Below are 12822 nucleotides of genomic sequence, written 5' to 3'. Positions count from 1 at the left end.
TTTCGCGTAGAAGATACCGGGGAACCCCAACGACCGGTCGAAGGTCTCGCCGCCCTGGCCTTCCGTTCCCGGAACGAGCGGTCCCGATAACCGGCCCATATCGCGGCTGGAATGACAATCCATGCACACGGTCACATAGTTAGCCAGATACCGGCCCCTGGCGACCCGGTCCGGGGATCGGTCCACCGTGAGGTCGGGCGCGCGTCCAACGTTAGGGAGGGCTGTCTTGACATATGTGAGCAGCCCGGCGGCTACAACAATGATGGCGAGGACGATAATCGCCAGGACGCGCAAGGTTTTTCGCATGTGGAGTCAGGTATTGCCTCAATATAGCCAAATAATCCAAGATATCTCCAGGGCCGCCTTTACGGCGCCGGGGCCAGCGCCAGCGAGCGCAGGTTCACCGGGCGCCAGGCGGATGCCCGCGGCGTGACCGACAGGGTGTACGTCCCGGCTTTTGAGACGGTCAGCCGGCCCAGGGATTGAACCTGGTACAAGGTATAGCTGCCGGTGCGGGTCACCTGCGCATCGAGGGCGGCGACACCACCCAGGGCGATGGAGAAGGCGGCGGCGGCCGCCGGTGTGGCTACGTCCGCGGTGATGGTATAGGTACCGGGACGGTCGAATCGGAGGAGCCAGGTTATGTAGCCTTTTTCATCGGTCCAGAATCCGATGTTTTGCGGGTTCCCTTCGAGCTGGGGCGGTTGGGCGCCGGGCGCCGCTTTGAGCGATGCCTGGTCGGCGTGGAGCGTGAAGACGCCGTTGGCGGCGGTAATGGGTTTCGGTGGGGGTACGGTGACGTTTAGCGAGCCTTTTATGCGGAGCTTGATGACGGTGGCGATGGTATCGGGGGCCGCGGCGGGGACGTCGATGACGAGACCGTCGGCTGTTTTGTGCGTTGACAAAACGGCGCCGCCGGACAGGAGCGATGCGGACAGCGCGGGGTTGTGCAGACCGGGGACGAGCAGGCGTCCGTCGGCGGGCCAATGGAAGACGTGCAGGTAGAGCACGTCGCCTTTGCGGGTGCAGCGGCCCCAGTCGAGGCGTTCGAAGGGACTGGCTTGGGTGCCGTAGATGGCTTCGCCATTGACGGACATCCAGCGGCCGATGGCTTGGAGGCGGTCGATGATGGGTTGGGGGAATTCGCCCAGGGAAGTGGGTCCGACGTTCAACAGGTAGTTCCCGCCTTTGGATGCGATGTCGACGAGGTTTCGGATGAGGGTTTCGACGCTCTTCCAGTGGTTGTCATCGGTCTTGTAGCCCCAGGTGTCGTTCATCGTCATACAGGTTTCCCAGTCGCGACCGGGTATGCCGGTGGCGGGGATGTATTGTTCAGGAGTTTCGATGTCGCCCCTGACGCCGCCGCCGAGGCGGTTGTTGACCACGATGCCCGGCTGGAGGGCCAGGAGGGGCGTGAACTGCGCGGCGCGCTCGGGGGTCATGTCGGAGGGGACGTCCCACCAGAGCTCGGCGACGTCACCGTATTGGGTGAGGATTTCCCTGACCTGGGGGACAGCGACGTTCCTGATATAATCGTCCATGCTGCCATTTTGGGTGGAGTCCCAATGACCGCCGGCGGCGGCGCCGCCAGGGTTGTTCCAGTCGTTGGCCTGGGAATAGTAGAAGCCGAGCTTCATGCCGTATTTGCGGCAGGCTTCGGCCAGGGGTTTCAACACGTCCTTGCCGTAGGGGGTGGCGTCCACGATGTTCCATTTGCTGGCGTCGGTCTCGAACATCGCGAAGCCGTCGTGGTGCTTGGAGGTGATGACGATGTATTTGACGCCGGCTTCTTTGGCAAGCCTGACCCAGGCGTCTGGGTCGTAGTTGACGGGGTTGAACTCCTTGGCATAGGCTTGGTAGGTGGCGCGGGGGATGCGGGCGTCGTGCATGATCCATTCGCCGAGCCCGGGGACTTCCTTGTCTTCGTAGCGGCCCGCGGGGACGGAGTAGACACCCCAGTGGATGAACATGCCGAAACGGGCTTCGCGCCACCAGGCCATGTGGGTGTCGGCGGCTGGCGCGGGATTCGCGGTAATGCGGGGCGCCGTTTTCGCCGCGGTAGCGGCTGCCACCGGGGCCGCAGGTGTAGACTGTGCCCCGGCTTTGGCCGCAGGGAGAACCACGCAGCACGTGGTCAGGAACAACAGATAACGGTTGAGCATAGGCCGAAAGGTAGCAAAAAAAGACTACTGGCTATGTCCTAGTGTCCGTTGATCAATACTTTCAGCGCAACCGGTTGAACGCGACTGCCGCGAAAGGTGACTTCGTAGACGCCCCGGGAGAGGCTGGCCGGCAGATCGAGGGTTATTAGCCCACCCTGTGCGGGAAGGGGGATCTGCCGGACAAGCCTTCCGGAGTTGTCTGTAAGAGTAGCAGAAGTAAGCATACGCCCTGGGGGAATGCGCAGATAGAGGACGGTCGAGGCCGGGTTGGGATAGGCGATCAATCCGGCGTCCGACGTCATCGGAGGCAACACCCAGGACAGCAGGCTGTCGTCGGGCGTCCGCGCTTTCCATTGAAAATAGTCGGTGGCCGCCTTTGCGGGCAGGCTGTAGACATAGTGACCCATAGGATGTTCCATAGGCGTATAGGTGGTGGCCGCAAAACGTTGCCCGTCGGCCGACGAGAGCAACGTCGTGGAGGCGAAGGCGCCAACCGCGTCGGCGGTCAATTGAAGGGTGTCTCTGGTTATATCTTCATAAAAGTCCAGCAGCTGCAGCGGCAGGATGATGTTCTCGAAATGGAGGGCCGCGTCACCGCAATTCCCGTCGGCCCCCGCGGGCGCCAGCGAAAGGTTGCCGCAGCCGTTGCACGTCCGGGCGGCGGGGTGCTGGGCGAAGGCGGACGGCGCTATCGACGTCCAGTCTACCTCGGAGCCCCCCTGGAGGTTGGAAATCCAACCATTGTAAGTGCCGCCGGTGTGCTGGAACAAATAGGAGGTGCCGGAACCGGTTTCGGTCAGGAATCCATTTTTGCTCACCGCCACCACCCCGCAGATTTCGATCAACGCGCCCGGACCGATCCCGACGGTTACGTCGGATGCGTTGGTCGTCCAGGAGCCTTGTACCAGCAGGTCGCCCCCGGAAGCGATATTCATATTGATCTCCTGTTGCTGGAAGGACCCCACGATGTTGAGGAAGCCTCCGCCGCAGACGTTCACATTGCTGATGGCCGGGGCCGGGGTCGTCGCGTCACCGGTAAAGGTGCCGCTAACGACCAGCGAGGCGCCGGCCTCAACGTCGATGGCGCCCGTCCGGGCGAGCGTAACCGCCCCGATGCTGTCGTGACCTCCCCGCACAATGAGGGTGCCGTCGATCACATAACTGGTGGTCTTGTTCACCACCGAACCCGCAATACAATAAGTGGTCCCCGCCGGTATGGTCACCGAGGACCCGGAGGGCAGGGTGGTAAGGGCACCCGAGGGGCAGGTGCCCCCACACTGAGCCCAAAGGGCATGGGGTATCAGAAGCAAGGGTAGGAGACTGCTTGCCAGCCATGGTAAATTCATTAGGATAACGGATGATTAACAAAAGTAAAAATAGTCAATCAAACGTAACTAAGCCACCATTGATGATGGACTCGCTTGTAGGCATCATACCACTTACAGGGGAAATATAGAAGAGTGACTACAAAAAGCCACACCGCGTACACGCCCGCGAGGCCAAAACCCACGTCGTGGCGGTGAAACAGGAAGGGCACCCCGACCGGGTCGACGGCATCCTTGAAGGTATGACCGGTTGCAAAGAAGAGGATGGCGCAACAAAGGTGGATGAGGTAGAGGTGTAATATATAATAGAAAAACGGCACCCTCCCATAGACCTGCAGGATGTTTGAGAAGGCGCCTTTGGCCTTTTCGATCACCGCCAGCAGCAGGAGCGCGGGCCCCAGGGTCATACAGGTATACATCAGCGATGGCGGGTATTTGGTGACATTCAGGAAGGAAAGGAACGTAATGACGCCGCCTCTCGGCTGGACGGACCAGGGGGCGCGGTCGCCGTAGTGGTTGATCAGGCGTAATATGATGAAGACGCCCGTCACCGCAAAACCCGCGATGAGCAGCGTCTTGCGCCGGCGCTCCGGCGTATAGGCCTGGGAGAACCACGTCCCGATCGAATACCCGAGCATCATGATACCGGTCCAGGGGAGTATGGCATAGAGGTCGAAGGCACCCCGATCCTTGGCGAAGCCGATAAACGAGGGCGGCGATGTCATCAGGATGGTCCAGGCGTTGCCGGCGGGCTGGGTATAGTCGGTGATGTTGTGCCCGAGGACCAGGAGCAGACCCAATACGGGCACCAGCTTTGGCGAGATCGCCAGCACGGCGCCCAGTATGATCATGCTCCACCCGATCGCCCAGATCACCTGGAGGATAAAGAGGTGGTACAGCGGGTCGAAGGTCCAGCCCAGGGTGATGAGGGTCAGCTCGAGCAAGACAAGCCAGGCGCCGCGTTTGATGAGGAAGAGGCTCGCTTCCGCTTTGCTTTTGCGCTGACCCGACAGGTAGGCCGACACGCCGGACAGGAATACGAAGGTGGGCGCGCAAAAGTGCGTGATCCATCGCGTAAAGAACAACAGGGGCGTGGTGGCGCTCATGTCGGTGGGGTCCACCGGGGAGAGGTGGAAATAATCCCGTACGTGGTCTAGCGCCATGATGATCATGACGGCGCCGCGGAGGATGTCGATCGACACGACGCGGTATTTGACTCTGGCGGCGGGCATGGCCGCCGCGGTGGCAGTTGTTGGCGAAGTTATCATGAGTGAAAGCCGGTTTCTTTTTTCAGCGCTTCAACCAATGTATAAATAATGGGGCAAACCCCATAATACATGAGCGTAGAAAAAAGCCGGTCGGTGAAGCCGTCCCGGTGGAGGTGGGGGAACTCGCGGCAGTCGCTGAAGCGGTCTTCGTATATGGTACAGCGTGAGCCGCTCAGGAAATGGCAGGGGATGTGGTTCAATACGGTGCTGCCGCCCAGGCTGGTTTCGACGTAGGCGGCCTCCCAATCTTTTACGGGCATGTCCATCCTTTTGGCTACGCGTTCGTGTTCCGCTTTTTCGGTATGGATGATGAGGGAGCGGCAGCAGTTGCCGCAGGCGGTGCAGTCGATTTGGGGGGTGATTTCGGCGTCAAGGCGGCGGACGGTCGCATCGACGTCCTTGCCACGCAGGAAATCACGGAAGGCGCGGTTTTCGGCGTCTTTGGCGGCGGCTTCGCGCTGGATGTGCGGCAGGTCGATGGGGATGGTGCTCTTATGGGCGGAATCACTCATCCCTGGCCCCCTTTTCCCCCACGAACCAGTGCTCTTTATTGCGGAACAGCACGTTGAAGGTGGTCAGCGACCCGTAGATGCGGGTGATGTATTGCTGGAGGTTTACCTTATCCTCGTCGGTAAGGGCCTTGTGGGCGTTGATCTGTTGTTCGAGCACCCGGAGGCGGTCGCGGGTCATCACGATTTTGTGGAAAAACACATCGATCGGTATCTCCTTCGGCTTCTGACCGGCGTCCTTGGGCTGGATCACCAGGGTGCCACCCGTCCAGCGGTCCCCCAAGGGGACGATCTCGTCCGGGTTGCTCCATTGCCGCAGTATCTTGAGCAGGGAACGCTCTACGTCGGAGTGGGTTTCGATCTCCTCGGTGACGTTCTCGGGGATGATCTCCTCGAGCTTGGCGTCGCCCTTGTCGACCTCTTTTACCCCATGGTTAAAAAACGAAATCAGGTAGGTGGCGTAGCGGACGCCCACAATCACACCCGGCCCATAGTGCGAGTGCTGGAGCCGGGTGCCGATGCCTAGTTTTTGCTGATCTATCGAATCCATAAAATGGGGTAAATATAGGGTATATTTAGCGAGCCAAAACCCGGATGCCTTGAAGCTGACTGTTGCCCTTTTGTTATTGACGCTCCCTGTTGCCGGGGCGTTCCCTGCCGCGGCCCAGGAGCCCGGCGTTTCTTCGGACCTCGCAGAGCAACGCGCGCACATCCTGCGCGATATACATTACCGTTTGACGTTTCATATCCCTGTAGCGCTGGGTGAACCGGTGCGGGGGGAAGAGGACATCGACTTCGACAACCTCGATTCGCACCTGCCGCTGGAGCTGGACTTCCGCGCGCCCGCGGGCGCCGTCTCCGGCCTGACCGTGAACGGGGAGGCCGCGCCCATCGCGCTGGTGGCGGAGCACCTGCTGATTGCGCCGGCGTCGATGCGCAACGGGCCCAACCGTATCCATTTGAGCTTTGTCGCGGGGAACCGGCCGTTGAACCGGAATAAAGAGTATTTGTATACGCTGCTGGTGCCCGACCGGGCGCGGGAGTTGTTCCCGTGCTTCGATCAGCCGGACTTGAAGGGGGTGTTTACGCTGACGCTGGAGGTTCCCTTGGGGTGGAAGGCGATCGCCAATGGGCGCGCCGCTGGGGTGGGGCCGGGCGGGGCCGCGACGAAGACGGTGTCGTTTGCGCCGTCGGATACCATACCCACCTATCTTTTTGCGTTCGCCGCGGGGCTCTTTAGCGACTCGGTGCGGATGACGGCGCATGGGCCGATGGAGGCTTTTTATAGAGAGACGGATACGACGAAGATCCGCGTGAGCCTCGATAGTTTGTTCCGGATACAGGACCAGGCGCTGACGTTCCTGGAGGGGTACACGGGCATCCCTTTTCCCTTCCGGAAATTCGGGTTTGTGGCGATACCGGACTTCCAGTTCGGGGGGATGGAGCACCCGGGGGCGATCCAATACAAGGCGTCGGCGTTGTTCCTCGACGGGAGCGCGACGCAGGAGCAGCGGAACGCACGGGCGAACGTGTTGTCACACGAAACGTCGCATATGTGGTTTGGCGACCTGGTGACGATGCGGTGGTTTAACGACGTCTGGATGAAGGAGGTCTTTGCCAACTTCATGGCGGATAAGATCGCGGCGGCGACCCAACCGGGGAGTAACTATAACCTCAAGTTCCTGATCGACCACGTGCCCGCGGCCTACGCAGTGGACCGGACGGAAGGATCGAACCCGATCCGGCAAACGCTCGACAACCTCAGGGACGCGGGGTCGATGTATGGCAACATCATCTACCACAAAGCGCCCATCATGATGCGGCAGCTGGAGCTACAGATGGGTGCGGAGCCCTTTCGGGAAGGGTTGCGGGAATACCTGCGCACCTACGCCTATGGGAACGCGGCGTGGCCGGACCTGATCCGCATCCTCCAGAAATATACCGCCATGGATCTCGGGGCCTGGGATTCGGTCTGGGTAAACGAGACCGGCCGGCCGGTCGTGGGCGTCTCCTGCGATACGAGCGGCGGCGTCATCCGGCGTTTGGCGCTGACCCAGCGCGGCGAGGACGGGAGCGGGCGGGTGTGGCCGCAGGTGTTCGACCTGGCGTTGGTATATGCGGACCACGTGGATACCGTTATGGTCGATATGCAGACGGCGTCCACCGACGTGCCGCAGCTCGTTGGCCGGAAAGCGCCGCGGGACATCGTGTTTAACGCCTCGGGGCTAGGATATGGGGTATTCCCCGTCAGTACGACGTGGCTTTCCGATCCCGTGATGCGGGCTTCCGCCAGGATCAACCGCTATGAAAACATGCTCGACAGCGGACCCGGCCAGCCGGTGATGACACTGATATCCGACCTTACGGAGGTCGCGGACGAAAAAGAGGAATTGAACCTCGGTTTGTTGCTCGGCCAGATCGGCAATATCTACTGGCATTTCGTGGACACGGGGAGCCGCCGGGGTTCGAACGCGGAGCACATCCTTTGGGGCGCGCTGGGGCAGCAAACGGCGCCGGCCAACCGAAAGCTGATCTTCCTGGCGTATGCGGGGATCGCGCAGGGGCGGGTGGCGCTGGACACTATCTACCGCGTCTGGAAAACCCAGCAGCCGCCGGAAGGCGTCCACCTCTCGGAGGACGACTATACGAACCTCGCGGCGGGGTTGGCGGTGCGCAACTATCCGGGGAGCGCGGCCATCCTCGCGGAGCAGGGGCGGCGGATCAGGAACCCGGACCGGCAGGCGCGCTGGAAGTATCTGCAGCCATCGCTGTCGGGGAACCAAGCGGTGCGGGACAGCTTTTTCTTTTCTTTGAAATACGCGAAGAACCGGGAGAAAGAGGCGTGGGTGTTGTCCGCGCTGGGCTATCTGCACCATCCGCTGCGGGTGGCGCAAAGCGAGAAGTATCTAAAATACAGCCTCGACTGGATGGAAGACATACAACGCACCGGGGACGTGTTCTTCCCGCAGAGCTGGGCGGCGGCGAACCTGGGGAATTACCAGAGCGCCAGCGCGGCGGAGACGGTGCGGAAGTTCCTGGCGGCGCACCCCAACTATAATCCGCAACTAAAAGGCAAGATCCTGCAGGCCGCGGATAATGTGTTCCGCGCGCAGCGGTTGCTGCACCCGGGGTTCGCGGCGCGCTAGGCGGGCACCTCTTCTTCGACGATCACCGGCATGGGCAGCGTCACGTAAAACGTAGTCCCGCGCCCCGTCTCGCTCTCGAACCAGATCGAACCCCCGTGGGCTTCGACGATCTGGCGGCAGATGGACAAACCCAACCCGAAGGAGCGCTCGCCCTGGGTGCCGGAGCGCCCGGCGCCGAAGGCGTCGAAGATCTTTTCCCGCATGTCTTCGGGGATGCCGATACCGGTGTCGGTTACCGAAATCAACAAGGTATTGTCGCGCGGCGTCGCGGCTACGCGGATGACCGATTTTTCGGGGCTGAACTTGATGGCGTTGGTGAGGAGGTTGTTGAGGACGCGCCACATCTTGTTGCGGTCGGCCAGGACGGGGTAGGAGCGCGTCTTGGCGAGCTTGATCTGCTGGCGTTTTTCCTCGGCTTTTACCTGGAGCAGCGAGACGCACTCCTCGAGGAGGTCGCTCATGTCACACCATTGCATGGTGAGGCGGCGGGTTTCGGGGTTGCTCTTGCTTTCGAGCAGGTCGTGGATCAGGCCCAGCACCTGGCTGCAGGAGTGCCGGATCAGCGCCAGCATCTGGCGCTCCTCGGACGTAATGCCCTCACTCTCGGCGAGCAGCTCGGTGATGCCGCTGATCCCGGCGATGGGGTTGCGGAGGTCGTGGGCCACCATCTTGAAGAGGTAGTCGTATTCGCGGTTGCGTTGTTCGAGGCTGTCCAGGGTCAATTCCAGGTGTTTGTTGTGGAGACCGATGACGCGCACGTCGCGGCGGGAGCGTCTCCAGTTCCACCAGATGAGCGCCAGGATGATGACGGCCATCGTCGAAAAGCCGATCGCGATGAGGAGGTAGTCGCGCTGGAGGACATTGTTTTCGCGGAGCTCGGTGAGCTGCTGCTGGCGCCGCAGGTCGTCAAACTCCCTGTTGACGTCGATGCGGCTGAGGTTCTGCTGGGTCGCGCGGAGCGAATCACGGAGACCGATATAGGAGCGGTAAGCCCGGTAGGCTTCCGCCGTGTGACCGGTCGTGTCCCAGTATTGCCAGTCGAGCCGCCGCCACATCAGCTCGTCCCCGGTTTCGTGGACCTCGGTGTTCAGGCTCCGGCGCGCCTGGTCGAGCAACGCGCGGGCCTCGTCCGGGCGGCCAAGATGGTGGAGGGAGATATCGGCCAGCGACAGCACGCCATTGTCAAAAAGGTTGCCGCGGGGCATCATGGACGACCGGATGGCCTTTTCTTCGGCCACGTAATTACCCTGCTGGTCGAAGATCGTGGAGATGTTCCCGTTGACCAGCGCGTGGACCTCGCGGATGTATTGTTGCTGGTCCGGATCGGTGAATACGGCCGCCGCGCTGTCCGCGTAAGCCAGCGTATGATTAAAGTAATACAGGGCGCTGTCGTTGGCGTTCATGGCGCCATAGGCAAGGCCGATGTTGTCGAGCAGCCCCTGTATCCCGGTGAATTGCTCGTAGGGCGTGCGACTGGCGCAGCCCCGCAGGTCGGACAGCGCGGCGCCGTAGTAGCGGATGGCGCTGGGGAATTTGTGCTGGTTATAGTATATGGTGCCGAGCGCCTCATTGTACTGGCTCGATAGGAAACAGGAGCCGGCGTAACGGTTCCTGCCTTCAAAAAAGTATTTAAAGGCTTCGTCGTACGCGCCGAGGCTGAGCAGCGTCTGCCCCTTGCCCAGGAGCGCGAGTCCGTAAGTGTTCTGAAAAAGCGGATTGTCTGCATAAGGCCGCGAGACCTCGAGCATGCTGTCGTCGTACTGGCTGGCCAGCGCGTAGTTGTGCTGGGTGTACCCCGCGTGGCGGGCGAGGAAATCGTAACGGCGGTATCGATCCAGGGGTCCGGCCTCCGGGTAATTGTTAAAAACCGAGTCCAGCCAGGCAACGGCCTTCCCATCGCCCCCGCGCTCCAGACTGTCCGCTTGCCTGAAAATGGGGTCGAAGTAAGCGGTATTATCTGGATTCCTTGCCTCACACGCCGCAACCAAAAGGCTGAGGGACAGAATGTAATATTTCATCATAGGGCTACATTGCCCCAGGAAAAATAGGTAAATCCCGCGGAACAGACAAGTCCGGTATGAGCGTCTTGTCGTGGAACGGACAACAGTGAATAAAATGAACGGAGGTTAGGGCTTAATGATCAACGCCGACGGTATCCCCGATAGCCAGATGCTCCTCGACGCGACCGCGCGCTTCCAGCTGTCGAGACTGATCATCATCAGGTTTTGCTGGTCGAGGAAGTCGCGCTCGATGCGGCTTTCGTTGTACAAGGCGATGTGGTTGGGCGCCACCTGCTCGATGGAGCGTATGGTCTCCTTCATTTCGGGGTTCTGGCGGATCACGCCGGAGACGTCCAGGATGACGACGCGGGAACCGTTGTTGTGGATCAGCTTCTGCGCGTAGATGAGCAGGAAGCTGTCGCTGATGGAAAAAACGGGGATGAACACGTTGTCCGGTTCGCCGCTGTCCTTATCGACGTATACGCCCAGGGGTACGTGTGTGGAGCGTATGATGCTCAGCGCGCGCTCGTCGAAGATGGACTGCTCGAACAGCCTTTCGCGGCCGGTGAGCGTCCCGTAGAGGCGTTCGGGGTTGATGATCTTGGTCGTGAAGCCGAGGATTTTCCCCAGCAGGGTACCGTCGAAAACCGAACGGCCCAGCCCCACCAGCAGCAGGTCGAAGTGGCCCGAGTTGGCGGTTTCGACGACGTCCTCCTCGATGTTGGCGGAGGGTTTGAAGAGGCTGATAACGGGGAGGCTCAACCGCTGGGATTCCTCTTCCACCGGTCCGAAGCTGTCGCGCTCGTATTCCTCCAGGTTATACTGGTTGAGGTCATTGGAAGGGGAGAGGTGCATCATCGTAACGGTGGCGTTGGCCATCGATCGTTTGACAAAGGCCCCGGCCAGCTTGAGCAGGGAGATACCCTTGTCGGGAGTGCTGAAGGAAACCAGGACGTTGTATTTCACGGCCTGGCTGGCGAAGTCCGCCATCGCCTTCTTTTCGGGGAGCAACCGCTGGATCAGGGTCAGCGCGGGCCCCGTCATAAAGGTGGTCAACAGCGCCATGATCACCAGCATGGTGAATATCTGCGGGTTGAGGACACCCAGGTCGTAGCCGATGTTGAGCACGATCAGCTCCATCAATCCCCGGGTATTCATCAGGGCGCCGATCGATAGACTGTCGCGCCAGTTCTGTCCCACGAATTTTGCCGCCAGGGCGCTCCCCAGGAACTTGCCCCCGACCGCGACGGCCAGGATGAGCAGACACGTCTTCCAGGCGTAGGCATCGTTGAGCAGCCCGATCTGCGTGCGCAGCCCTGTAAAGACAAAGAACAACGGCAGCAGAAGCACCAGGGCCACGTCCTCGACCTTTTCTATAAAAATATTCCGGAAGCGCATGTTCTCCGGCATGACGACCCCGGCCATGAAGGCCCCGAACAGGGCATGGATGCCGATCATTTCGGTAGCCGTGGCGCTCAGCAGGAGCGTGATGAAAAAGATCGCGACCACCGGTCTTGACAGCGACTCCTTGTTGGAATACTTGTCGCCCAGTTTCTTGAGGAAGGGGCGGATGACCTTGAGCATGACCGTTACATAGGCGATGGCCAGCGCGAGCGTAAACAAGGCGCTGGTGGCCGAGCCCGCTTTTACGACCGCGATCACCGCGGCCAGCAGGCACCACGCGGTGATGTCGTCCGCCGCGGCGCAGGTAATGGCGATCGCGCCGAGCCGGGTCTTCGAAAGACCGCGTTCCTGCACGATCCGCGCCAGCACCGGGAAAGCCGTGATGCTCATCGAGATGCCTATAAACAGCGAAAAGGACAGGAAGTTGATGTTCGCGGGCGCAAAGTGGGTGTATATGAAGTATGCCAGCGTCATGCCCATCGTAAATGGGAAGAGGATGCTGGCGTGGCTGATGACCACCGCGTCGGTGGCCCGGTTCTTCAGCACCTTAACGTCGAGCTCCATCCCCACGATGAACATAAAAAGGATCAGTCCCACCTGGCTGAGGAACTGCAGGTGGCCCAGCGAGGCCGCGGGGAACAAAAAGGCGGAGGCGCCCTTCAGGTAGGTCCCCAGGAAGGAGGGCCCCAGCACGACGCCCGCGACGATCTCGCCGATGACAGTGGGCTGCTTGATTTTAATGCATATCCAGCCAAAGACACGCGCTACGACGATGATGGTGACGATTTGCATCAGCAGGATCGACATCGGGCCCGCTACCGTATGGGCGAAGGCGTCCGTTACCTGTGTCCAGAGCGAGGACGCCGCAGGCAGGGTCAGTTTTCCCGGCCGCAGGTCTTCGAGGAGCTTGCCCTGTCGCAGGACCAGGTAGATCAGGTAAGAAAAACCAGCCACGACGGCCAGATAAAACGCAAGGTTCTTGTATCGTTTGATCATAGGTTGGCGTTT

8 protein-coding genes and 1 pseudogene are annotated in these 12822 nt (G+C 60.7%); 1 reads left to right on the top strand and 8 read right to left on the bottom strand.

Annotated elements, in window-relative coordinates; translation table 11 throughout:
* The 6 genes and pseudogenes from VL547_RS03435 to VL547_RS03410 all read right to left on the bottom strand — a co-directional run.
* Positions 1-306 (bottom strand): annotated as a pseudogene (locus VL547_RS03435) (cytochrome C); the annotation flags it as partial.
* Between the two features lie 59 nt (positions 307-365).
* Positions 366-2162 (bottom strand): alpha-L-fucosidase, encoded by a 1797-nt coding sequence (locus tag VL547_RS03430; RefSeq protein WP_325575212.1) that lies wholly within the window; start codon positions 2160-2162, stop codon positions 366-368.
* Positions 2163-2200: 38 nt separating this feature from the next.
* Positions 2201-3472, bottom strand: a complete 1272-nt coding sequence (locus tag VL547_RS03425; protein ID WP_325575210.1) for a T9SS type A sorting domain-containing protein — start codon at positions 3470-3472, stop codon at positions 2201-2203.
* Between the two features lie 74 nt (positions 3473-3546).
* Positions 3547-4719, bottom strand: a complete 1173-nt coding sequence (locus VL547_RS03420; protein ID WP_325575208.1) for a DUF1624 domain-containing protein — start codon at positions 4717-4719, stop codon at positions 3547-3549.
* Between the two features lie 32 nt (positions 4720-4751).
* Positions 4752-5267 carry a YkgJ family cysteine cluster protein gene (locus VL547_RS03415; RefSeq protein WP_325575206.1) on the bottom strand — a complete coding sequence of 172 codons (516 nt, stop codon included), beginning with the start codon at positions 5265-5267 and terminating at the stop codon, positions 4752-4754.
* Positions 5260-5814, bottom strand: a complete 555-nt coding sequence (locus VL547_RS03410; RefSeq protein ID WP_325575204.1) for a hypothetical protein — start codon at positions 5812-5814, stop codon at positions 5260-5262. The genes VL547_RS03415 and VL547_RS03410 overlap by 8 nt, the downstream gene beginning before the upstream one ends.
* 49 nt (positions 5815-5863) lie before the next feature.
* On the opposite strand from VL547_RS03410, the gene VL547_RS03405 reads away from it, so the two are divergent.
* A complete protein-coding gene (locus VL547_RS03405; protein WP_325575202.1) occupies positions 5864-8410 on the top strand; it encodes a M1 family aminopeptidase in 2547 nt (848 codons plus the stop codon).
* Here VL547_RS03405 and VL547_RS03400 read toward each other — a convergent pair.
* Together VL547_RS03400 and VL547_RS03395 are read right to left on the bottom strand one after the other, a co-directional pair.
* A complete protein-coding gene (locus VL547_RS03400; RefSeq protein ID WP_325575200.1) occupies positions 8407-10431 on the bottom strand; it encodes an ATP-binding protein in 2025 nt (674 codons plus the stop codon). The genes VL547_RS03405 and VL547_RS03400 overlap by 4 nt on opposite strands.
* Positions 10432-10536: 105 nt before the next feature.
* Positions 10537-12810, bottom strand: coding sequence for a cation:proton antiporter (locus tag VL547_RS03395; protein WP_325575198.1), 2274 nt, complete (start codon positions 12808-12810; stop codon positions 10537-10539).
* Positions 12811-12822: the final 12 nt, after the last annotated feature.

The sequence above is a fragment of the Dinghuibacter sp. genome (assembly GCF_035492835.1).
GTDB lineage: Bacteria > Bacteroidota > Bacteroidia > Chitinophagales > Chitinophagaceae > Dinghuibacter.
This window is presented reverse-complemented; position numbering and strand designations above follow the sequence as displayed.

Excerpts from the sequence above, each read along its gene's own strand:
- VL547_RS03430 (WP_325575212.1), bottom strand. The coding sequence starts at position 2,162 with ATGCTCAACCGTTATCTGTTGTTCCTGACCACGTGCTGCGTGGTTCTC.
- VL547_RS03420 (WP_325575208.1), bottom strand. The coding sequence starts at position 4,719 with ATGCCCGCCGCCAGAGTCAAATACCGCGTCGTGTCGATCGACATCCTC.
- VL547_RS03415 (WP_325575206.1), bottom strand. The coding sequence starts at position 5,267 with ATGAGTGATTCCGCCCATAAGAGCACCATCCCCATCGACCTGCCGCAC.
- VL547_RS03410 (WP_325575204.1), bottom strand. The coding sequence starts at position 5,814 with ATGGATTCGATAGATCAGCAAAAACTAGGCATCGGCACCCGGCTCCAG.
- VL547_RS03400 (WP_325575200.1), bottom strand. The coding sequence starts at position 10,431 with ATGATGAAATATTACATTCTGTCCCTCAGCCTTTTGGTTGCGGCGTGT.
- VL547_RS03395 (WP_325575198.1), bottom strand. The coding sequence starts at position 12,810 with ATGATCAAACGATACAAGAACCTTGCGTTTTATCTGGCCGTCGTGGCT.